The sequence below is a fragment of the Methylobacterium sp. GC_Met_3 genome (assembly GCF_026540775.1).
Lineage (GTDB): Bacteria > Pseudomonadota > Alphaproteobacteria > Rhizobiales > Beijerinckiaceae > Methylobacterium.
The window spans coordinates 130,303-151,165 of record NZ_JALNUL010000005.1; the positions used below are offsets into that span (position 1 = coordinate 130,303).

General features: G+C 69.3%; 27 protein-coding genes. 13 read left to right on the forward strand and 14 right to left on the reverse strand.

Going from position 1 to position 20,863, the window contains the following annotated elements:
* Positions 1–80 precede the first annotated feature (80 nt).
* The gene (locus OXS27_RS09690) at positions 81–1,586 is read left to right on the forward strand and encodes a peptidoglycan DD-metalloendopeptidase family protein (RefSeq protein ID WP_267355820.1); all 1,506 of its coding nucleotides are present in this window, start codon (positions 81–83) and stop codon (positions 1,584–1,586) included.
* 63 nt (positions 1,587–1,649) lie between these two features.
* On the opposite strand, the gene OXS27_RS09695 is transcribed toward OXS27_RS09690, so the two are convergent.
* On the reverse strand, positions 1,650–2,003 hold the full coding sequence (locus OXS27_RS09695) for a YidB family protein (protein ID WP_243920416.1): 354 nt from the start codon (positions 2,001–2,003) through the stop codon (positions 1,650–1,652).
* A gap of 151 nt (positions 2,004–2,154) precedes the next feature.
* Between OXS27_RS09695 and OXS27_RS09700 the strand changes: the two genes are divergently transcribed.
* Complete coding sequence (locus OXS27_RS09700; protein ID WP_267355823.1) at positions 2,155–2,415, forward strand: hypothetical protein; 261 nt, start codon at positions 2,155–2,157, stop codon at positions 2,413–2,415.
* A 1-nt stretch (position 2,416) separates the two neighbouring features.
* On the opposite strand, the gene OXS27_RS09705 is transcribed toward OXS27_RS09700, so the two are convergent.
* Positions 2,417–2,824, reverse strand: coding sequence for a YidB family protein (locus OXS27_RS09705; RefSeq protein WP_243920418.1), 408 nt, complete (start codon positions 2,822–2,824; stop codon positions 2,417–2,419).
* A gap of 122 nt (positions 2,825–2,946) precedes the next feature.
* Between OXS27_RS09705 and OXS27_RS09710 the strand changes: the two genes are divergently transcribed.
* From OXS27_RS09710 to OXS27_RS09735, 6 genes are all read left to right on the forward strand, one after another.
* A complete protein-coding gene (locus OXS27_RS09710; protein WP_267355825.1) occupies positions 2,947–3,828 on the forward strand; it encodes an alpha/beta hydrolase in 882 nt (293 codons plus the stop codon).
* 132 nt (positions 3,829–3,960) lie between these two features.
* Complete coding sequence (yajC, locus tag OXS27_RS09715) at positions 3,961–4,293, forward strand: preprotein translocase subunit YajC (protein WP_267355827.1); 333 nt, start codon at positions 3,961–3,963, stop codon at positions 4,291–4,293.
* A gap of 57 nt (positions 4,294–4,350) precedes the next feature.
* Entirely contained in the window at positions 4,351–5,955 is a 1,605-nt protein-coding gene (gene secD, locus OXS27_RS09720; protein ID WP_267355829.1) for a protein translocase subunit SecD, read from the forward strand.
* A gap of 191 nt (positions 5,956–6,146) precedes the next feature.
* The gene (gene secF / locus OXS27_RS09725) at positions 6,147–7,088 is read left to right on the forward strand and encodes a protein translocase subunit SecF (RefSeq protein WP_243920426.1); all 942 of its coding nucleotides are present in this window, start codon (positions 6,147–6,149) and stop codon (positions 7,086–7,088) included.
* Between the two features lie 13 nt (positions 7,089–7,101).
* On the forward strand, positions 7,102–7,500 hold the full coding sequence (locus tag OXS27_RS09730; protein WP_243920428.1) for an MTH938/NDUFAF3 family protein: 399 nt from the start codon (positions 7,102–7,104) through the stop codon (positions 7,498–7,500).
* Positions 7,500–8,378 carry a phytoene/squalene synthase family protein gene (locus OXS27_RS09735; RefSeq protein WP_267355832.1) on the forward strand — a complete coding sequence of 293 codons (879 nt, stop codon included), beginning with the start codon at positions 7,500–7,502 and terminating at the stop codon, positions 8,376–8,378. The genes OXS27_RS09730 and OXS27_RS09735 overlap by 1 nt, the downstream gene beginning before the upstream one ends.
* Before the next feature lie 17 nt (positions 8,379–8,395).
* On the opposite strand, the gene OXS27_RS09740 is transcribed toward OXS27_RS09735, so the two are convergent.
* The 7 genes from OXS27_RS09740 to OXS27_RS09770 form a co-directional block, all read right to left on the reverse strand.
* On the reverse strand, positions 8,396–8,734 hold the full coding sequence (locus tag OXS27_RS09740) for a DUF6883 domain-containing protein (protein WP_267355834.1): 339 nt from the start codon (positions 8,732–8,734) through the stop codon (positions 8,396–8,398).
* The gene (locus tag OXS27_RS09745; protein WP_243920434.1) at positions 8,731–8,982 is read right to left on the reverse strand and encodes a DUF4926 domain-containing protein; all 252 of its coding nucleotides are present in this window, start codon (positions 8,980–8,982) and stop codon (positions 8,731–8,733) included. Before OXS27_RS09745 ends, OXS27_RS09740 begins: the two co-directional genes overlap by 4 nt.
* Before the next feature lie 46 nt (positions 8,983–9,028).
* A complete protein-coding gene (locus OXS27_RS09750) occupies positions 9,029–9,676 on the reverse strand; it encodes a methyltransferase domain-containing protein (protein WP_243920435.1) in 648 nt (215 codons plus the stop codon).
* Positions 9,673–10,437, reverse strand: a complete 765-nt coding sequence (surE, locus tag OXS27_RS09755; protein ID WP_267355836.1) for a 5'/3'-nucleotidase SurE — start codon at positions 10,435–10,437, stop codon at positions 9,673–9,675. Before surE ends, OXS27_RS09750 begins: the two co-directional genes overlap by 4 nt.
* On the reverse strand, positions 10,437–11,783 hold the full coding sequence (serS, locus tag OXS27_RS09760) for a serine--tRNA ligase (protein ID WP_267355838.1): 1,347 nt from the start codon (positions 11,781–11,783) through the stop codon (positions 10,437–10,439). Before serS ends, surE begins: the two co-directional genes overlap by 1 nt.
* An 84-nt stretch (positions 11,784–11,867) precedes the next feature.
* Entirely contained in the window at positions 11,868–12,230 is a 363-nt protein-coding gene (locus OXS27_RS09765) for a nuclear transport factor 2 family protein (protein ID WP_267355840.1), read from the reverse strand.
* A gap of 78 nt (positions 12,231–12,308) precedes the next feature.
* Positions 12,309–12,752 (reverse strand): OsmC family protein, encoded by a 444-nt coding sequence (locus tag OXS27_RS09770; protein ID WP_267355842.1) that lies wholly within the window; start codon positions 12,750–12,752, stop codon positions 12,309–12,311.
* A gap of 348 nt (positions 12,753–13,100) precedes the next feature.
* Here OXS27_RS09770 and OXS27_RS09775 point away from each other — a divergent pair, with 348 nt between their 5' ends.
* On the forward strand, positions 13,101–13,976 hold the full coding sequence (locus tag OXS27_RS09775) for an ATP-binding protein (RefSeq protein ID WP_243920443.1): 876 nt from the start codon (positions 13,101–13,103) through the stop codon (positions 13,974–13,976).
* On the opposite strand, the gene OXS27_RS09780 is transcribed toward OXS27_RS09775, so the two are convergent.
* From OXS27_RS09780 to OXS27_RS09790, 3 genes are all read right to left on the reverse strand, one after another.
* Positions 13,933–14,193, reverse strand: a complete 261-nt coding sequence (locus OXS27_RS09780) for a hypothetical protein (protein WP_267355844.1) — start codon at positions 14,191–14,193, stop codon at positions 13,933–13,935. The genes OXS27_RS09775 and OXS27_RS09780 overlap by 44 nt on opposite strands.
* 188 nt (positions 14,194–14,381) lie before the next feature.
* Positions 14,382–14,852: a dUTP diphosphatase gene (dut, locus tag OXS27_RS09785; RefSeq protein WP_267355846.1), complete on the reverse strand. Its 471-nt coding sequence runs from the start codon at positions 14,850–14,852 to the stop codon at positions 14,382–14,384.
* Positions 14,849–15,730 carry a CoA ester lyase gene (locus tag OXS27_RS09790; protein ID WP_243920446.1) on the reverse strand — a complete coding sequence of 294 codons (882 nt, stop codon included), beginning with the start codon at positions 15,728–15,730 and terminating at the stop codon, positions 14,849–14,851. The genes dut and OXS27_RS09790 overlap by 4 nt, the downstream gene beginning before the upstream one ends.
* A gap of 110 nt (positions 15,731–15,840) precedes the next feature.
* Between OXS27_RS09790 and OXS27_RS09795 the strand changes: the two genes are divergently transcribed.
* The gene (locus OXS27_RS09795; RefSeq protein WP_243920447.1) at positions 15,841–16,590 is read left to right on the forward strand and encodes a DUF429 domain-containing protein; all 750 of its coding nucleotides are present in this window, start codon (positions 15,841–15,843) and stop codon (positions 16,588–16,590) included.
* 12 nt (positions 16,591–16,602) lie between these two features.
* On the opposite strand, the gene OXS27_RS09800 is transcribed toward OXS27_RS09795, so the two are convergent.
* Entirely contained in the window at positions 16,603–17,100 is a 498-nt protein-coding gene (locus tag OXS27_RS09800; protein WP_243920448.1) for a hypothetical protein, read from the reverse strand.
* A gap of 311 nt (positions 17,101–17,411) precedes the next feature.
* Between OXS27_RS09800 and OXS27_RS09805 the strand changes: the two genes are divergently transcribed.
* Positions 17,412–17,927 carry an NUDIX domain-containing protein gene (locus OXS27_RS09805; protein ID WP_243920449.1) on the forward strand — a complete coding sequence of 172 codons (516 nt, stop codon included), beginning with the start codon at positions 17,412–17,414 and terminating at the stop codon, positions 17,925–17,927.
* A 42-nt stretch (positions 17,928–17,969) separates the two neighbouring features.
* On the forward strand, positions 17,970–18,635 hold the full coding sequence (locus OXS27_RS09810) for a carbonic anhydrase (protein ID WP_243920450.1): 666 nt from the start codon (positions 17,970–17,972) through the stop codon (positions 18,633–18,635).
* A gap of 118 nt (positions 18,636–18,753) precedes the next feature.
* Here OXS27_RS09810 and OXS27_RS09815 read toward each other — a convergent pair whose 3' ends face one another.
* A complete protein-coding gene (locus tag OXS27_RS09815) occupies positions 18,754–19,455 on the reverse strand; it encodes a DUF4142 domain-containing protein (protein WP_267355849.1) in 702 nt (233 codons plus the stop codon).
* A 228-nt stretch (positions 19,456–19,683) separates the two neighbouring features.
* On the opposite strand from OXS27_RS09815, the gene OXS27_RS09820 reads away from it, so the two are divergent.
* On the forward strand, positions 19,684–20,802 hold the full coding sequence (locus OXS27_RS09820; RefSeq protein WP_346733003.1) for an acyltransferase: 1,119 nt from the start codon (positions 19,684–19,686) through the stop codon (positions 20,800–20,802).
* The last annotated feature ends 61 nt before the right edge of the window (positions 20,803–20,863 follow it).

Sequence of the window (20,863 nt, forward strand, 5' to 3'; positions counted from 1 at the left end):
CGTGCGGAACGGGAACGGTTGCTTAACCTGAATCCGTCTTCATTGGGGCATCAAGTTGCGTCAGGCAAACGGGTGCGTCGATGCGGGTGCGCGGTAAGGGTCGGATGTTGCGGACGCTGTCGCGGGTCGCCCTCATCGGTATCATCGGTGGGGCGGCAGCCGCCTGTTCCTCGGACGCATCGCGCCTGAGCAACCCGTTCTCAAATCCGTTTGATTCGGAGCCCGCTGCCACCGGCAGCCTGCCGGACGGTGGCCTCAAGTCGGTGCCTCCGGTCCGCACCGGCCGAATCCAGTCGGAGGCGCTGAGTGCCCCCGGGGCACCGCGCAGCGCCAGCGTTGCGGCGCCGATCCAGCCCCATGCCTCGGCGCCCGCGACCCGCGTCGCGTCGACCGGTCAGGTCGGCTGGAACGCCCAGGGCGGCACCCAGATCACCGTGTCGCAGAACGACAGCCTGAACCAGATGTCGACTCGCTACGGCGTTCCCGCCTCGGCGATCCTGTCGGCCAACGGCCTGACCAGCGCGAACCAGATCACCCCCGGCCGGCAGATCGTGATTCCGGTCTACAACGCCTCCGGCATGAACCCGGCCGCCGCTCCGATGACCGCCCGCCCGGCCCGGGCGGCTGAGGAGAAGCGCGAGGATTCCAAGCAGGTCGACGGCAAGCTGGCCGCCAAGCGCGAGGAAGCCGCCCGAGAAGCGAAGCGCGAAGAGGCCAAGCGCGACGAGGCTAAGCGCGAGGAGGCCAAGGAGGCCGCCAAGGAAGCGGCCAAGCGGGCCGCCGACAAGGAGACAGAGCGCAAGGAAGCGCTGGCGCGCGATGCCGCCGCCCGCAAGGTCGCCGACACCAAGTCCCGCAAGGAGACCGTGAAGGAAGCCGCAAAGGTGGACGCGAAGGCGGACGACAAGCCGCGTCACGTCCGCCCGGGGCAGGTTGCTAAGGCCGACGAGAAGAAGCCGGACCCGAAGGCCGACGCGAAGGCCAAGGCCGAAGCGAAGGCGATGGAGGCCAAGGCTGAAGCCAAGGCCGCCGCGAAGGCCGAGGCGACCCAGAAGCTCGCCGAGGCCAAGGCCGCCAAGGAGGCCGCGCAGAAGGCCGCAGCCGCCGAGAAGGTTGAGAAGGTTGAGAAGGTTGCCGCCAAGGAGGCGCCGAAGGCTGCCGCGCCCGCCGCTCCGGCGAAGCCCGAGCCCGCCGCCACCGGTTCGGTCGCCGACGCCTCCGAGAGCTTCCGCTGGCCCGCAAAGGGCCGGGTGATCTCGGGCTACGGCACCTCCGGCAACGAGGGCATCAACATCGCCGTGCCCGAGGGGACGCCGGTCAAGGCCGCCGAGGAGGGCACCGTCGCCTATGCCGGTTCGGACGTGAAGGGCTACGGCAAGCTGGTGCTGGTGCGTCACGCCAACGGCTACGTCTCGGCCTACGCCCATAACGGCGAGCTCGACGTGAAGCCGGGCGAGAAGGTCAAGCGCGGTCAGGTGATCGCCAAGTCCGGCGCATCGGGTAACGTGACCTCGCCCCAGCTGCACTTCGAGATCCGCAAGGGCGGCGCGCCGGTCGACCCGATGTCCCAGCTCGCCAGCAACTGAGCGGCCCATTCCGATCACAGCGAGCGGCGGTCCTGAGGGGCCGCCGTTTTCGTTTCCGAAGGCTCAGGCCTTCGGAACCTGCAGCGTCCCGTCGGGGCTGTGGTGATCCACCGCCTGCGGCAACGCCTCGGCCAAGGCTGGGAACAGCTGATCGATCGGGATACCGAGCTTCTGTGCCATCTGGCGAACCTGCTCGTTGTCCAGAACCTTGTGCAGGTCGTCTGCGGTGATCGGCTCGTTCGGGCCGCGGCCGAGCCAGGAATTCACCTGGCTCTCGTAGCCGGAGCGACGCAGCTGATCGAGCAGCGCGTTGAGGCCGCCTGGCAGCACCTGCTGGATGAGGCCGGGCAAGGCCTTCATCGCCATCTGGCCCAGCGATCCGCCAAACGCGCCGCCAAGTGAATCGAGCAAGCTCATGCGGGTCCCCGTCGATCGATCCGTCCGATATCAGTCTAGGGCAGTTTGCCGACGGGGGGAGGTCGGCGCCGCGTGAACCGCAATTTAGTCGACAGTGCCGGCGGCTTGGGCCGGAATGCCGACCCGGTTCCCGCTCCCTGGTCGCCCGGTCATGAGATGCCTCGCCCCGTCCCTGCTGCTCGCGCTCTGGGCAAGCGCGGCTTTGGCGTTGCCGGCCGAGACCGCCCGGCCGACAACGCACGACCGCGCCCTCACGGACGCGGTGTTCGTCCGCCCGCTTTACGGCACCTACCGGCATTGCGGTGGCGCCTGCCTCAAGAGCGGCGAGCTGTCCTGGTTCTGCTTCCAGAAGCAGAGCTGCTACCTGAGCTGTGCGACTGCCCCGCCCCTGATGCGATGCGCCGTCCCGTAGCTCAGCGGATCTGCGTGCTGAAATTCGGCTGCGGCTTCAGCGTACCGTTCTCACTCTGCGCCGCCACCGCGGCCGGCAGGAACTCCGCGAGGGCGGTGGCCACCCGCCCCTCGGGGATGCTGAGGTCGTAGGCCAGACGCTTGGTGACCGCGTCGGGCAGGCAGGTTGCGACGGCGGAGGCCGAAACGCCCTGCCGTTCCTCGGGCAATGCCCCCGCCTTCAGCCAGGAATCCACTGCCCCGCCGTGGCCGGTCTCGCGCAGGCGGTCGAGGAAGGCCACGAGGCCGCCGGGATAAAATTTTGCCAGCGCCAAGGTCAGCTTGCCGCTGCCGGTATCCTCCAGGGCGCGGTCCATTGCGGCCACGACATCGCCGATCAGGTTCTTCGCACCATCCAGCAGGCCCATCATCTTCCCCCGTCACGCTTGCGTTGCGTGTCGGAAGGTCGGGCGCAAAACGCTGCCGGCAAGCGCATGCAGCGGATCCACGGCGGATCACGTAAGTTACGCTGCACGAAGCAGCGAGATTCGTCATGAAAACCGTGTGCGCCGGCGTGCTCGAGGTCGCCTATCGAGAAGCCGGACCGCCGGACGGACCGGCTGCCGTACTGCTCCACGGCTTCCCCTACGATGTCCACGCCTACGACGTCGTGGCCGAGCAACTCGCCGCTGCCGGCGTGCGCTGCCTGATCCCATACCTGCGCGGCTATGGTCCGACACGCTTCCTGGATGCCGCCACGCTGCGCTCGGGCGAGCAGGCTGCGCTCGGAGCGGATCTCCTCGCCTTCCTCGACGCCCTCCGCATCGACCGTGCCGTGCTCGCCGGCTACGATTGGGGCGGCCGGGCGGCCTGCGTGGTCTCGGCCCTGTGGCCGGAGCGGTCCAAGGGTCTGGTGAGCTGCGGCGTCGGCTACAACATCCAGAACATCCCCGCCTCCGGGAGGCCCGTCGCGCCGGAGGCCGAGCATCGGCTCTGGTATCAATACTACCTCCACGGCGAGCGGGGCCGCGCCGGGTTGACGGCCAACCGCGACGCCCTCTGCCGCCTGCTCTGGCAGCTCTGGTCGCCGAGCTGGGCCTTTGACGCTGAGACCTTCGCGCAGACGGCCCGGTCTTTCGACAATCCCGATTTCGTGGACGTGGTGGTCCATTCCTACCGCCACCGCTTCGGCCTCGTGCCGGGTGATCCGGCCTTCGTCGAGATCGAGGCGCGGCTGGCGGCACAGCCGGAGATCGCGGTGCCGTCGATCGTGCTGCTCGGCGCCGATGACGGTGTCGGTCCGCCGCCCGCGACCGACACCGATGCCCACCACTTCACCGGCCCCTATCGGCGTGAGATCGTCGCGGGGGTGGGCCACAACTTTCCGCGGGAGGCGCCGGACGCCTTCGCGGCGGCGGTGAAGGGGCTCCTCTGAGGGCCGCACAGGGGTCCGTCGCTTCGACGTTGCTTTCGGGAAGCCCCTGGCTATAGTCCGCGCGCTTTTCGATAGGTCTGTCAGCGCCGAAAACCGGCGGCAGGCCCGATCGCCATTTGCAGGAGACGCTCGTTGATCACCCCCGCCTTCGCGCAAGGGGCCGCTACGGCCGCTGGCGGAGCGGAGATCGCCTTTCAGGTGATCCCGTTCGTCCTGATCTTCGTGATCATGTATTTCCTGATCCTGCGACCGCAGCAGAAGCGGGTCAAGGACCACCAGACCCTGCTGAAATCCGTGCGCCGGGACGACACGGTCGTCACCAATGGCGGCCTCATCGGTCGCGTGACCAAGGCGTCGGACGACCAGCCCGAGATCGAGGTGGAGATCGCCCCGAACGTCCGCGTGCGGGTCGTCCGGTCGATGATCTCCGAGGTCCGCGCCAAGGGCACCGTGAAGGCCGCCTGAGCTCCCGGTTGAAACGGCCGGCGTAACGCGCCGGCCCATAAGAGAAAAAGACGGCCGATGCTGCGCTTCTCCCGTGCGAAGATCATCGCGACGCTGGGCCTGATCCTGGTGGGGCTGATGCTCGCCGTGCCGAGCTTCTTCTCCCCCGAGCAGCGCAAGGGCTTCGTCGCCAGCCTGCCGCCGTGGTTCCCCGCCTGGATCGTGCCGACACGCGCCATCGTGCTCGGCCTCGACCTGCAGGGCGGCTCGCAACTGCTGCTTGAGGTCGATCAGAACGAGCTGATCGCCTCCCAGGCCAAGGCCCTGCGCGACGACGTCCGCCGGGTGCTCCAGCAGGAGAACGTCCGCGCCGATAGCGGCATCGGCCTGCTTCAGCGCGGCGTGCAGGTTAAGATCGCGGATGATGCGGCTCGGGCCAAGGCGCTGCCGAAGCTGCAGGAATTATCGCTGCCGATCACCACGTCGATCGGCCAGACCGCCGCCCGTACCCTCGACGTCACCGAGCAGCCCGGCGGCCTGATCCGCCTGACGCTGACCGATGCGGGCATCACCGATCGCACCCGGCGGGCCGTCAGCCAGGGCATCGAGGTCATCCGGCGCCGCCTGGATTCCACCGGCACCACCGAGCCGTCGATTCAGCAGCAGGGCGCCGACCGGATCCTGATCCAAGTGCCGGGCGAACAAAATCCGGAGCGCCTGGAAAAACTCCTCGGCTCCACCGCCAAGCTCGAATTTCGCATGCTCGCCGACAGCCCGTCCGGCGACGTCGACATGCTGCCCTCCAAGGACGAGAAGGGCGCCAAGGTCCCGGTCGAGCGCCGGGTGATGGCCGATGGCGGCGAGCTGACCGACGCGCAGCCGTCCTTCGACCAGCAGTCCCACGAGCCGATGGTGAGCTTCAAGTTCAACCTGCGCGGGGCGCAACGCTTCGGTCAGGCGACCTCGGAGAATGTCGGCCGGCGCATGGCGATCGTGCTCGACAACGAGGTGGTGTCGGCCCCCGTGATCCGTTCGGCGATCACCGGCGGCTCGGGCCAGATCACCGGCAACTTCACGGTCCAGCAGGCCAACGACCTGTCGGTTCTGCTCCGGGCCGGCGCGCTGCCGGCGAAGTTCACCGTGGTCGAGCGCCGCGTCGTCGGCCCCGGCCTCGGCCGCGACTCCATCCAGGCCGGCAAGCTCGCGACCCTGGTGGCGGCAGCCCTCGTGGTCGCCTTCATGTTCGCGACCTACGGCACCTTCGGCTTCATCGCCAACATCGCCCTGATGGTCCATGTGGGGCTGATCCTGGGCCTGATGTCGGTGCTCGAAGCTACCATGACCCTGCCCGGCATCGCCGGCATCGTGCTCACCATCGGTACCGCGGTGGACTCCAACGTGCTGATCTACGAGCGCATGCGCGAGGAGCAGAGGGCCGGCCGTTCGCTCATCTCGGCACTCCAGGCCGGATTCGACCGGGCCTTCGCCACCATCATCGACTCGAACTCGACTATGGCGATCGCCGCCCTGATCCTGTTCTTCCTCGGCTCGGGCCCGGTGAAGGGGTTTGCTGTCGTCTTCATCCTCGGCATCCTGACCACGGTCATCACGGCGGTGACGCTGACCCGGATGATGATTGCGGTGTGGTACAAGACCTTCCGACCGAAGGCCCTGCCGTTCTGATTTTTTTGGAGGGTCGACGAAGGAAGCGCGGGTGGCGCGACGGACACCCTCTCCCGTGCGGGAGAGGGTTGGGGCGAGGGATCAGGTCTCTTCGGAGAGGTCGCACCCCTCACCCTGCCCCTCTCCCTCACGGGAGAAGAGACCCGCGCCCCGGCTTCCTGCGTCGCGGCTCCTGTAGAAGAGACACGACCATGCGCCTGCTCCGCCTCTGGCCCGATGAATCGCATTTCGATTTCATGCGATTCCGGCGCTTCACCTTCCCGCTCTCGGCGCTGCTCTCGCTCGCCACGGTGGCGCTGTTCCTGACGATCGGGCTGAATTTCGGCATCGACTTCAAGGGCGGCACCCTGGTGGAGCTGCAGGCGAAGTCCGGCACGGCCGATGTCGCAGGGATCCGGCATACGGCCGTCGGCTTCGGCTTCGGTGAGCCGGAGGTGCAGGAACTCGGCAACCAGGGCACCGTGCTGGTCCGCCTGCCGCTCCAGCCCGGCGAGCAGGGTCAGACCGCGGTGATGAACAAGGCGCACGCCGCCTTCGACAAGGATTACGACTTCCGCCGCACCGAGACCGTCGGCCCGCGCGTCTCCGGCGAGCTGGTCCAATCCGGAACGCTCGGCGTCGTGCTCTCCGTCGTGGCGGTGCTGCTCTACCTCTGGTTCCGGTTCGAGCGGGAACTGGCGCTCGGTGCCATCGTGGGCACGCTCCACGATATCGTGCTGACGGTCGGCGTGTTCATCATCACCCGCATCGAGTTCAACATGACCTCGATCGCGGCGATCCTCACCATCGTGGGCTACTCGCTGAACGAAACGGTCGTGGTGTTCGACCGGACCCGCGAGCTGATGCGCCGGTACAAGACCATCCCCACCGTCGACCTGCTCAACCTGTCGATCAACTCGACCATGTCGCGCACGGTGATGACGTCGATCTCGTCTGGCCTGTCGCTGCTGGCGCTGGTGCTGTTCGGTGGCGAGGCGATCAAGGGCTTTGCCACCGTGATGCTCTGCGGCGTGCTGATCTGCACCTACTCGGCGATCTTCATCTCGACTCCGGTGTTAATCTATCTGGGGCTGATGCTCTCGGGGGCCCGCGCGGCTTCGGAGCGCTCCGGCGTCCCGCAACCGGCGGAGTAGTTCGTTTTCCGCGATGGCCGATCAGGCAAATCCGAAGACCTTCGACTCCGGCTTCGTGCCGGGGCGCCACATCATCGACACCTACGGCAATGGCGGCTTCCGCTTTGCCGGGATGTCGCATCGCGGCTCGATCCTGATGCTGCCCTCCGGCGTGCGCGCCTGGGACGTGACGGAGCCGCGGGGCATCGACCGGACGGCGCTGCGCCCGGTCCAGGCCGAGGCGGCGGGGATCGAATTGTTGCTGGTCGGCACCGGCCTCGACATCGCGGCGATCGATCCGGCTCTGCGCGGCTGGCTCAAGGATTTCGGGGTCGGCCTCGACGTGATGCAGACCGGGGCCGCGGCCCGCACCTACAACATCCTGGTGGCCGAGAACCGCAAGGTTGCCGCCGCCCTGATCGCGGTGGCCTGATGCCGGAGGTGGAGGGCCAGACCGCCGAGACCGGGCTCGCCTTCGCGCAGTCCCATTGCGAGGGCCTCGTGCGGGATGGTGATCCGGACCGCTACTACGCCACGCTCTTCGCCCCAGCCTCTGCCCGCCCGCACCTCTTCGCCCTCTACGCCTTCTCGCTGACCATCGCGCGGGTGCGCGAGGCCGTCTCCACCCCGATGGCCGGGGAGATCCGCCTGCAATGGTGGCGCGATGCCCTCCAGGGCGAGGCGCGGGGCGACGTCCGCGCCAACCCGGTGGCGGCGGCATTGGAAGAGGCGATCCGGGTGAACCGCCTCGGCCGCCAGCCCTTCGTCGACCTGATCGATGCCCGGGTGTTCGACCTCTACGAGGATCCGATGCCCCGGGTGAACGACCTGGAGGGCTATTGCGGGGAGACCGCCTCGGCGCTGTTCCGGCTGGCGAGCCTCGTGATCGGCAACGGCATCGAGCCGGGCGGCGCGGGGGCTGCCGGGCATGCCGGCGTCGCGTACGGCATCACCGGCTTGCTGCGCGCCCTGCCCTGGCACGCCCGATCGGGGCAGGTCTACCTGCCGGCCGAGATCCTCGATCGCTACGGCGTCACCCGCGAGGACATCGTCACCGGCCGTGGTGGCCCCGGCCTGCTCCGGGCCTGCGCCGACCTGCGCGCCCTCGCCCGGCAGCACCTCAAGGCCTTCGAGGCGGCGCGCCTTACCATCGCGCCCTCGGCCGGCGCCGCGTTCCTGCCGGTCGCCTTGGTGGATCCGTATCTCGCCGCCATGGAGCGGGCCTCCTACGACCCGCTCAACACGCTCGTGGAACTCCCGCGCTGGCGGAGGCTGTGGCGCTTGTGGTGGGCGGCGCGGCGGATTGGGTGAGCGGTGGCCGGTTGCGCTCAGGTCATCGGTACGGCCGTGACGAAATGGGCGTGCCCTTTCGCGTCTATGCGCCAGACCGTTCGGATACGCGGGTCACGCCCGTCCGGCATGATGATGGCTCCCTCGAAGATCAATTTGACGTCCCCGCGCGTCGAGACCGTCTCGCCGACGAAGGAGGTCTCGGTCGGATGATCGAGCAGTGCTGACGAGAGCGAGAGCGGCTCGCCGAGATGGAAGCCGAAGCGCTTGAAGAACCGCGCCTTGGAGCCGCCTTCGATGTGGGATTCGTCGAGCAGATATCCGTCGATCTTGCGCGGGTCGAGCGACCAGCTCCGCGGCCAGTCCGGACGGCTCAAGCGTTCGCCCGCTTCACGAGGCGGAGGTCTGTCGCCTCGACGGTAGCGAGCGCGCCGGCCGGCTCCGCGAACTCGACCTCGTAGGCCTCGCCATCACGCCAGATTCCGACGATCGTGCCCTCGGACCCCGCCTCCATCGTGACGCCGTCATCCGTCATCGCGGCGGCTTTCAAGGCCACCCGATCGAGGTCCCGGAGGTCCGATCGCAGCTCGTTGCGTCTGACGATGTAATGCGCGTCGACGGTCATGCCGGCAGGATGACCAGTCGGCCGCCGCGGCACAAGAGGCACTCGATCAGAGAAGCCGCGCCAGCCCCGGCATCAACGCCGCGAGACGCACCGCCGGGCCGGGCTCCGCTTCTGCCTGGGGCGAGGCCAGCACGGCGGCCCGGCACAGCTCGGCGCCGCTGAGGCCCGTCACCAACCGTCCGCCGGGTTCGAGCGCCGCGCGCCAGTGCGGCGGGATCGCCGCCACGCTGCCGTGCACGAGGATCCGGTCGAAGCCGCCATCCGGCAGCTCCGGTGCCAGCCCATCCGCCCGCACGACATGCGCCTCCGGCAGCGCCGCGAGTCGCCGCGTTGCCTCGACGGCGAGCGTCACCGAACGCTCCAGGCTCAGCACCGCGCCGGCCCCGAGCCGGGCGAGCAACGCCGTCACGTAGCCCGAGCCGGTGCCGATCTCGAGCACGCGCTGGCCCGGCTCGATCCGCAGCAAAGCCAGCATCACCGCCACCGTGGACGGCGCGGTCATGGAGGCGCCGCAGGGCAGCGGCAGGGCGATGTCCCGCCTTGCATGCTCCCGGTACTGCTGGGGCGCGAAGGCCTCCCGCGGCACCTGCTCCATCGCCCGCAGCACCGCGGTGTCGCGCAGGCCCCGACCCCGGAGCGCCATCACGAAGGCCGCGTTCCCGGCAGCCGCCTCCAGGCTGCCCAGATCGATCACTCGGCAAACGCCTGCGCGAAGCGGGTCAGGGTCGGCTCGTCGGTGAGATCGAGGCGCAGGGGCGTCACCGAGATCCGCTTCTCGGCGATGGCCTTGAGATCCGAGCCGTGGCCGGGCTCGAACCGGGCCTTGGCGAAGGCCAGCCAGAAATACGGGTTGCCGCGCCCGTCGACGCGCGCGTCGATCGACAGCAGCGCCTGGTTGCGGAAGCCCTGCGCCGCCACCGCGATGCCCTGCACGTCGGCCGGCTCGCAATCCGGAAAGTTGACGTTGACCAGTATGCCGGGCTCGATCCCGGTCTCCAGGATCTTTTTGATGACTTTCGGCCCGTGCGTCCGCGCGCAATCCCACTTGAGGGCGCCGCGCCCGCCCGCCCCATAGGCCTGGCTCATCGCGATCGAGCGGATGCCCAGGATCGTCCCCTCCATGGCGGCCGCGATCGTGCCCGAATAGGTCACATCCTCGGCGACGTTCTGGCCGCGGTTCACCCCCGACAGGACGAGATCCGGCCCGTGATCGGCCAGGATGTGGCGCACGCCCAGGATCACACAATCCGACGGCGTGCCCTTCACGGCGAAACGCTGCTCCGAGACCTGCCGCAGCCGCAGCGGGTCGTTGAGCGAGAGCGAGTGCGAGACGCCCGATTGGTCGCTCTCCGGCGCCACGACCCAGACGTCGTCCGAGAGTTCCCGGGCGATCTCCTCCAGGGTAGCAAGGCCCGGCGCGTGGATGCCGTCGTCGTTGGTGACCAGGATGCGCATCAGCGGGTGCCCTCGATCCGGTTGAGCCCGCCCATGTAGGGGTGGAGCACCGACGGAATCGTGATGCTCCCGTCCGGGTTCTGGTAGTTCTCCATCACGGCGATGAGCGCGCGGCCGACGGCGACGCCCGAACCGTTCAGGGTGTGCACGTAGGCCGGCTTGCCGTCCTTGCCGCGGTAGCGGGCATTCATCCGCCGCGCCTGGAACTCGCCGCAGACCGAGCACGAAGAAATCTCGCGGTGGGTGCGCTGGCCAGGCACCCAGACCTCGATGTCGTAGGTCTTTTGGGAGGCAAAGCCCATGTCGCCGGTGCAGAGGGTCATCACCCGGTAGGGCAGATCCAGCTTCTTCAGGACCGCCTCGGCGCAGGTCAGCATCCGCTCGTGCTCGTTGGCGGATTCTTCGGGCGTCGTGATCGAGACCAGCTCGACCTTGTTGAACTGGTGCTGGCGCAGCATGCCGCGCGTGTCCCTCCCCGCCGCTCCGGCCTCGGCCCGGAAGCACGGGGTGAGCGCGGTGAAGCGCAGGGGGAGTTCTTCTTCGCGGAGGATTGACTCACGCACGAGGTTGGTCAGAGGGACTTCGGCGGTGGGAACGAGCCAGAAATGCTCGTCGCTGACCGGCGCGGCCTCCGCGTCGGCCTGCCCCTGCAGCGCCTTGACGTAGTCGAGGCCCTTGAAGACCGAGAACTGATCGTCCTCGAATTTCGGCAGCTGCGCGGTGCCGAACATCGCGGCATCGCGCACCAGCACGGGTGGCGCCACCTCCAAGTACCCATGCTCCTGCGTGTGCAGGTCGAGCATGAACTGGCCGAGCGCCCGCTCGAGCCGGGCAAGCTGGCCCTTCAGCACTACGAAGCGCGAGCCGGACAGCTTGGCCGCCGCCTCGAAATCCATCAGGCCGGCCGCCTCGCCGAGTTCGAAATGCTCCTTGCCCTCGGTCAGCCGCTCGCGGGTGGAGGCGTGGCTGCGATAGAGGACGTTGCCGTGCTCGTCGGCGCCCTCTGGCACGTCGGCTTTCGGCCGGTTCGGGATCGCGGCAAGCCGGTCCGCCAGCGCCGTTTCGGCCGCGTCCTGCGCCGCCTTCAGCTCCGGCTCGGCCGCCTTCAGCGCAGCGACCTCCGCCATCAGTGCGGCCGCGCGCGCCTCATCCTTGGCCTTCTTGGCGCCGCCGATTTCCTTGGCCAGCGCGTTGCGCCGCTCTTGGTTGGCCTGCGCGGCCGAGACCGATGATTTCCGCGCCTCGTCCAGCGCGATCAACGCGGCCGAGAGCGGCGCGAGGCCCCGGCGGGCGAGGTCGCGGTCGAAAGCGTCCGGGTTCTCCCGGAGGGCGCGGATGTCGTGCATCGAGTCGGCTCGGGTCTTTCGCGCGGCGTCGGCGCGCGGGCCTCGCTTTGCCGCATCGCGTCCGGTCGGACAAGCGCGCGCCGGTCAGTCCTTCGGCGGTGCGAGCTTGAGCTGGTCGATGACCCAGAGCCACGTCCCGTCCGCCTGCTCGCGGGCGACCTCCACCGAGAAGGCGCCCTTGGGCAGCCGGGCGAAGGTCATGGCCAGCGATCCGGTGCGGAGGGGCGGCAGGGTCTCGGGCGCCGGGAAGTCGGATTTGCGCGTTAGCAGGTCGGTGTAGAAACTGCGGATCTCGGCATGGCCAGTGGCCACCACGCGGCCGGCCGCCAGCACCGCCTCGGGCTCGTAGAGGGCGACGAGTCCCTCTACGTCGCCCGCATTGGCGCGCTGGTTGAACAGGGCGGCCAGCGTTTCGGGGGCGCGGGCGGGCTCACGGGTCTCCGACATGGTGTCTCCTCCTCCGGTTCGGTCGACCGGTTGGCGTTTCGGGAATGCGCCGGGCGGCGGATCTTTCCGCGGGCGGGCTCATTTCAGGCGGGTTCCGTCGCGATCCGTCACCGAAACGGAGACCGGGATCCCGGCCTTCACGCTCTCCGAGACGGTGCAGAACCGCTCGAACTGCTCCAGCACCCGGTCGATCCGTGGCATCTCGGCGGCGACCGCACCGAGGCCAATCCGCACATCGATGCCGGTGATGCGCAGACGACCTTCAACGTTGCGGTCCATTTGGCATTGCGCCTCGGCGACGACCCCCCGCGCGTCCTGCCGGAATTTCCCGAGGGCAAAGACCAGGCTGGCGCAGAGGCAGTTCGCGACGCCGGAGATCAGGATCTGCTCGGGGAACGGTCCGGTCCCGCCGCCGATCGGGGGCGCCTCGTCGGTCAGGAGCGCCGGTAGGACGCCGCCGAAATCGACGGTGAAGATGTAAGCATCGACCTGGGTGATTCGGATCGTCGGTCCCGCGTCCATCGCTGTCCTCGTCATCGTTTCTGGCAGGTCGAGCGACGATCTGAGTAGTGCGACGGGCCCCCTCTCCCGTTCGAGATAGGGCTGGGGTGAGGGATCAGGTTTTTCCGGATGGTTCTTACCTCTCACCCTGTCCCTCTCCCGCACGGGAGAGGGGACCCGCGATCGATCCTCTCCCGCCATCGCGAGTGCCGGTCGGAGGCCTATCGTTTCGATCCCCGCGAAGTCTCCAACGCCCGATCGCGGTTCGCGTTCGGATGGTTGCGCCATGCATCCGCAACCGGATGCTTTCCGCCGACCTTCCCCGTAGAACCGGCCCCTGACCGCCGCGAACCCGAACCCCCCGATCCCATGACGAGCGCCCCGACCCTCGACACCCTGATGCCGCTCCTGGAGCGCATCGCCACCGCGCTGGAGCGGGCCGCGCCGCCGGCCCCGCCGGCCTTTGACCCGAACGCCGCCGATGCTTTTTTGTGGGGACCGGAGCGCCGGCTCACCCCGGTGTTCGAGGTGGCCCGCGTCGAGATGCGGCTGCTCACCGGCATCGATCGCGCCCGCGACACCCTGGTGGAGAACACCGAGCGCTTCGCCCGCGGCCTGCCGGCCAACAACGCCCTGCTGTGGGGCGCCCGCGGGATGGGCAAGTCGTCGCTGGTGAAGGCGGCTCATGCGGAGATCAACGCCCGCCGGCCCGCCGGATCGCTGCCGATGAAGCTCGTCGAGATCCACCGCGAGGACATCGAGGCCCTGCCCGACCTGATGGCCCTGCTGCGGCCCGACCCGCACCGTTGGCTCGTCTACTGCGACGACCTCTCGTTCGATGCCGACGACACCTCGTACAAGTCGCTCAAGACGGCCCTCGATGGCGGCATCGAGGGGCGGCCCGGGAACGTGCTGTTCTACGCGACCTCCAACCGCCGGCACCTGCTCGCCCGCGACATGGTGGAGAACGAGCGCTCGACCGCGATCAACCCCGGCGAGGCTGTGGAGGAGAAGGTCTCGCTTTCGGACCGGTTCGGCCTGTGGCTCGGCTTCCACAAATGCAGCCAGGACGAGTATCTTGCGATGATCACTGCCTACACGGAGCGCTATGGCCTCGACGTTCAGCCCGAGACGCTGCGGGCGGAGGCCCTCGAATGGGCCACGACCCGCGGCTCCCGCTCGGGGCGCACTGCGTTCCAGTTCATCCAGGATCTCGCGGGGCGGCTCGGCAGGACGCTGGATTGAGCGGCATCCCTGGATCGCTTTTGGCCTCGGCTTTCCCAACCCTCCGCCTCAGGATGAGGTGGGGATTGGGGATTTCCGCCGCCGTGAGCCGCGCGACGGCGATGGACGGCCTTCGATAATCGATCGAGGCCGACAGCCAGACCGTGCGCGGCGCCCCGAGGATCAGCGCGCCGTTCGGGTTGGCGATCCAGTAACGGCTGTCGGCGATGTTGCTCACGCGCGCAGCGTGACGGGCTTGCCGCCGAGCGCCGTGGCGTAGCGCAGGCCGAGATCGACGGAGGTCCAGTCCGGGATCTTCTTCAGGCCCGTGGCGGCGCTACCGTCGTAGGCGCCGCCCGGCGACGTCGCCCAGCGGGCGACGCGGAGCGCCGCACCCCGCGACCACGCGCAGATCCGGCCGCCGGATCAGCGCCCGCTCGACCCGAATCCGCCTGCACCGCGCTCCGAGCCCGGGCCGGCCTCGCCCTCCAGCACGGTCAGGACCGGCCGGGCAATGCGCGTGAAGACCAGCTGGGCGATCCGCTCGCCGGGCTCGATCCGGATCGGGGCGGACTCGGCGCGGTTCCAGGCGGAGACCATCAGCGGCCCCTCGTAATCGGCGTCGATCACCCCCGTGCCGTTGCCCAGCACCAGCCCCTCCCGGTGGCCCCGGCCGGAACGCGGGAAGATCAGCCCGCACCACGCCGGATCCCGGATCAGCACAGACAATCCAACCGGGATCAGGACCGGTGTCCCTCGGGCTGGCAGATCGAGCGGGGCATCCAGGCAGGCATGCAGATCGAGGCCGGCGGCCGCCGCCGAGCCCCAGCGCGGGAAGCCCCAGCCGGTCAGGCGCGGGTCGAGGATCCGCAGGCCGACTTCGGGCAGCGCGCTCACCCGCCGAGCCGCTCGATCGCGTTGGCGAGCGCCAGAATTCGCCGGGCCGACTCGACGTGCAAACGCTCGACCATTTTCCCGTCTACGGCAACCACTCCGCGATCACGGTTCTCCGGTGCTTCGAAGACGTCGAGCATCCGCCGCGCGCCCGCGACGGTCGCGGCATCCGGCCCGAAGGCGGCATTGGCCGGGCCGATCTGGCTCGGGTGGATCAGCATCTTGCCGTCGAAGCCAAGGGCGCGGCCCTGCGCGCATTCGGCCTCGAAGCCGGCCGCATCGTTCAGATCGGTGAAGACGCCGTCGATCGCCTCGATCTCGTAGGCCCGCGCGGCGGCGAGCACCGTCATCAGCCAGTGCGTGAGGGCGGCGCGCCCCGGCGGCGGGATCCGGGCGGCCTTCAGCAGGTCGTTCGGGCCAATCACCAGAGCGGCGAGCCGCCCGTCGACATCCCGCGCCGCGCCGGCGATCTCGGCCGCGTTCAACACCGCCATCGGCGTCTCGATCATCGCCCAAACCCGCGTCGCCGCCGGCGCGCCGAGCCGGCGCAGGCGTGAGCCGACGGCGATCAGCGCGTCTGAGGTGCGCACCTTCGGCACCAGGATGGCGTCCGGGGCGGCGGCGGCGAGAGCCTCGAGATCGGCCTCGCCGTCCTCGGTCTCCGGCGAATTGATCCGCACCACGACCTCGCGGCGGCCGAAGCCCCGGGCGGCTACCGCAGCGGCGACCTGCGCGCGGGCCGCTTCCTTGGCGTCGGGGGCTGTCCCGTCCTCCAGATCGATCAGGATCACGTCGGCGGGCAACGTGCGCGCCTTTTCCAGCGCCCGTGCGTTGGAGCCGGGCATCGCCAGCACGCTGCGGCGGGGACGGATCTCGCTCATCACGCTTCTCCCGATTCGGCGGCGGCCTTTGATGCGGATAGCGGTCCGCGCCAGCCCGGACAAGAACGCAGCCCCGGCCAGGTTCCGGCGCGGGCGACAGGAGGATTGCGATGGCGCGGTGGATCGCGGGACTCGACGGCTGCCGGGGTGCCTGGGCCGGGGCGCTGCTCGATCTCGACGACCCCGACCGGCACCGCTGCGCCCTCTTCCCGGACGTGGCGGCGCTCCTCGACGCGCCGGAGCAGCCGCTGGTGATCGGGATCGACGTGCCGATCGGCTTGCCGGACCGGATCGTCGGGGGCGGCCGGGCGGCCGATCTGGCGGCGCGCGCCAAGCTCGGTCCGGCGCGGTCGTCGGTCTTTCCAATGCCGCCGCGGTCGGCCGTCTACGCATCCGACTACGACACCGCCAAAGCCCTCTCCCGGGCGGCGAGCGACCCACCCTTCGCGCCCTCGATCCAGGGCTACAACATCTTCCGGTATGTCCGCGCGGTGGACACGCTCCTGCGGGCTCGGCCAGAGTTGCGCGACCGGATCCACGAGGTTCACCCGGAGGTGGCGTTCCACGCCCTCAACGGCGACCGGCCCCTCGGCCTTCCGAAGAAGGGGCGCAACGCCCGCCTGGGGCTCGATCGCCGGCGGGAACTCCTGTCCGCGGCGGGGCTGCCGGCCGCGCTGCTCGAAGCCCGGGTCAAGGGCGTCCCGGAGGACGACCATCTCGATGCGCTGGCCGCTTTGGTGGTGGCGCAGGATATCGCGGCGGGCCGAGCGCGGCCGCTCCCCGACCCGCCGGCGCAGGATGGGCACGGCCTGCCCGTGGTGATCTGGGCACCGGCCCTGCGGGGGCCGCCGATCCCCTGAACCAAGCGCGCGTCAGCGCCGCGCCGCCCGGGCCGGCGGCGGCGTGAACGCGCCGCTCCAAGCGGTGGTCTGATCCGTCGGTGACGCGAAGACTGTGGTGAACGCTCCGGTGCCCTTCAGGCCGGCGAACGCGCCCGTCGCCTTCCCGACCTTGAACGTGCCCGTGGCGGTCATGCGACCCTGCGCATCGGTGTTGACGCGACCAGTATAGGGGCTCGTCGAGGTCCCGTCCGGCGTGGAAAAAGTGATCGTGCCTTTCACCGGGCCCTGCCCCCGATCCATCGTCACGGTCTCCACGATAGTGACCTGGGCGTTGTCGAAGGGCTGGCCGGGGCTCTTGTTGAGGCCGGAGCCGCGTTCCTCGATTCGCATCTGGCCCGGCGCTATCGGCTGCATGGTCTGGTTGTCGTAGTGCATGGTGAAGGTGCCGCCCATCGGCATCGCGGCGGCGGCGGTCGCTCCGGCGATGAGGGTCAGGGCGGTACTGGATCGGGTCCACGCGCGCAGCATCGTAGCCTCCCTCCGGTCAGGTTACATCAGGTCTCGGTTCAATGTGATGTGCGAATATTATATTCGTGCATGTAAATCTGTCTGTCAATGCAAAAAAAGTTACATCAATACAGTATTGAATTCGATCAAGCGTGCACAATAATGCACGTCCGGTTTACCGATGTAATCCCGAACGTCGCCCGGCGGACCTTACGTCCCTGGCCGCGTGTCATGATCGCCGGATGGTGCAGTGGCGCGGCGAGGCCGGAGCGATGCAGCAAACGGGACGACATCCATGTCCGGCGCGATCCTTGCGCCCTAGCTTTGGCCACATGAAAGCTGCGCCCACTCTCGCCATCCGCCACGTCGCCCGGGCAATCGTGCTCGATCCGCACGACCGGATCCTGTTGATCGCGTACGCCTCCGTGCACGCCAAGGGGCCGGATGGAGCGCCGCTGCGGTTCTGGTTCATGCCCGGCGGCGGCCTTGAGCCCGGCGAGGATCACGTCACCGCCTGCCGCCGGGAACTCGGGGAGGAGATCGGCCGCACCGACGCGGCGATCGGCCCGCAGGTCGCTGCGTGCGACGGGCCGTTCCATCTGTTTCGCCAGCCCCGGGATGCCCGCGAGCGCTACTTCCTCGTCCGCCTGCCCGACGACCGGGTCGACACCAGCCGCCTCGCCGAGACCGAGGATAACCCCGTGCTCGGCACCCGCTGGTGGCCGATCGCCGAACTGCGCGCGAGCAGCGAACGCGTCGAGCCGGCCGGTCTCGCCGATCTCGCGGCCGATCTCGCCCGCGGGATTATCCCGGCCCGGCCCCACGTTCTGACTTGGCAAAGATCCTGATTTCAGCTGTATCACGATCGATAACGCAACGGAGCTGCTTTGATGTTTCCTGTCTATTTGACTGAAGGGTACCGGTCGTTCCTTGAGCAGCGCTTTCCGGCCGAGCGCCGCCGCTTTGCGCAACTGGCCGAATCGCAGACGCCGGAGATACTCGTCATCAGCTGCTGCGACAGCCGGGTCTCCCCCAGCGCGATCTTCGATGCCGGACCGGGCGAGCTGTTCACGATCCGCAATGTCGCCAACCTCGTGCCGCCCTATCAGCCGGACGAGAATTACCACGGCACCTCTGCGGCGCTGGAATTCGCCGTTCAGGCCCTGCAGGTGAAGCATATCGTCGTGCTCGGCCATGCCACCTGCGGCGGCGTGAAGGCCTACGCCCAGAAGGCGAAGCCGCTCTCCGAGGGGAACTTCATCGGCAAGTGGGTCTCGCTCGTGGAGCCCGCGGTGGCGAAGGCCGGCGATCCCGAAGCGCCGAACTACCTGACGCGCCTCGAATACGCCGTGGTGGCGCAGGGCCTCGAGAATCTGATGACCTTCCCGTTCGTCAAGGAACGGGTCGATGACGGCCGCCTCCAGCTCCACGGCGCGCATTTCGGCGTGTCGACCGGGTCCCTGGTCGTGCGCGATCCGAAGACGGGGGCGTTCCAGCCGCCGCTCGACACGGCCGGCCTGCAGGTCCGTTCGGCTGCTGCCGTCACGTGTGACTGACGTCGTGGCGGCGCATCGACCCGCGCCGCGCACACCCAAAAAGAAAGGCGGCTCGCCTGCGCGAGCCGCCCGTCCTGCCGGCCCAGCTCAAGCCGGGCCGGCACGATTGCGATCGACCTTACCGAGCGCCCGCGAGGCGCTGCGCGTGGTCGTAATGCATCTGCAGGGCCGGCAGGGCCTGCTGGGCGTAGTTGCGCAGGGCCGGGTTTGGACCACCCTGGGCGTAAGCCTGGGTCATCCCAATGGCCATCTGATGCGCCTCGATCTGCTGCGTCGCGTAGAGCCGGTCGAAGCGCGGGCCGGACGGGGTCGCCGACAGCTCGGACAGCATCGCCTGTTGCTGCGGGCTCGGCTGCACGAGGGTGGAGGCCCCGGTCGCCATCATGTCACCGCCGACGCGCCCACCGGCCGCCGCACCGTTCGCTGCGCCCGCGCCCGCGCCCTGGAGGCCGCCGACCGGGCCGCCCGACAGGGTGCCGCCGACCACGCCGGTCGCCGCACCGACGCCGGCGCCCACGGCGCTGCCCGCCACCGCGATCGGAGCCGTGATCAGGCCGCCGAGGCCCGGATCGCCCCCCGCCATCGCGCCGGGCTGACCGCCGGCCAGCGCCACGTTGGCAGCTTGGTGATCGCGCAGCGCCTCCTGAGCGTAGGACCGAATGCGGGGGTTGCGCGACTTGGACAGAGCGATCTGGGAGGACTGGATCTCGAACGCATTCGACTGCATCGACTGCAGACGGAAATCGTTGGCGCCCTGTGCCAGAGCCGGGGTCGAAAGCGCCAGAACAAGCGCGGAGGCGGCGGCGTAATTCTTCAGCATCAGAAACCTCATAACGAGATGGATGCGCGAACGGGCATGGAATATCCGGCGGAGATCGAAGACCTCACGCGGCGCGTTCGCGGAATACTCTGTCAACGGGACCAACGACCTATGGTTCCTGCCGGTTTCACCGCAGGTCCGCTTGGTGGTTGAGGATACGCTTCGGCGCGCCTCAGGCCGAACGCTGGATTCCGGCTGCCACAGGAGCCTGGTGGCGAGACCCGGAACGTGCCCGCGCCGACCGTCGAGCGCCGGATGATCCTCGTCCCGATCCAGATCCTGCGCGGCGTCGCCGCACTGATGGTGGTCTGGCACCATGCGCGGCACGAAGCGGAACTCCTGGCGCAGCGCGGCGGCCCGGCCCTCGATCCGGGCACCCTCCTGCCCTGGTGGGGCGGCGTCGACCTGTTCTTCGTGATCTCCGGCTTCGTCATCGTCCTGGCAAGCGGGGCCCTGTCTGGAGTGCCGGGCGGCCGGGTCCGGTTCCTGGCGCACCGGATCGCCCGGGTGGTGCCGCTCTACTGGCTGGTGAGCCTGCTCTATCTCGTCCTCGCCCTGGCCCGTCCGGACGTCCTCGGGGAGGCTGCCGCCCTCGTCCACGATCCGGCCGCCCTGCTGGCGAGCTTCCTGTTCTGGCCGGCCGCCCGACCGGACGGCACGATCCAACCCCTCTACGGCCTCGGCTGGACCCTGAACTACGAAGCCTTCTTCTACGGGCTCTTCGCCGCCGGGCTCGGCCTGGGGCGGCGCGGCGCGGTGGTCTGGCTCGTCGCGGCCCTGGCGCTCCTCGTCACCGCCGGGACCGTTCGGCCGGACCTGCCCCTGCCGCTGCGCTTCTGGGCGAACCCGATCGTGCTCGAATTCGCCGCCGGGGCCGGGCTCGCCCTCGCCTATCAGAGCGGGGTGCGACCTGCCGTCCCGATGCGTGCCGGCCTGGCGGGGCTCGGCCTCCTCGGCCTGATCCTGGCGGCCCGGCTGCTCGCCGATCTCGGCGAGGCCGACGGCTTTCTGCGCCCGCTCCTCGTGGGCGTGCCGGCCGCCCTGCTCGTGGCATCCGCCCTCGGGCCGGGGCGCGATGCGGCGCAGGTCGCGCGTCTGCCGGCCCCGATCCGCGTCCTGGCGATGCTCGGCGATGCGTCCTACGCTATCTACCTCGTGCATCCGTTTGCCCTGCGGCTCTCGCGCGAGATCCTGGTGCGGATCGGCGCGGCGCCGGCGCTGCACCTGTACGGCGCCATGGTCCTGATGCTGACGGCGAGCGTCGTGGTCGCCCTCGTGGTTCACCGGTTCGTCGAGCTGCCGTTGACCCGCCGGGTTCGACGGATCCTCGACCCCGGAACCGCGTAAAACCGTGTGCCCTCTGGAGCGGACCCGGTTCCCCACGGGCGCCAGCCGGATTAGCCTCGAT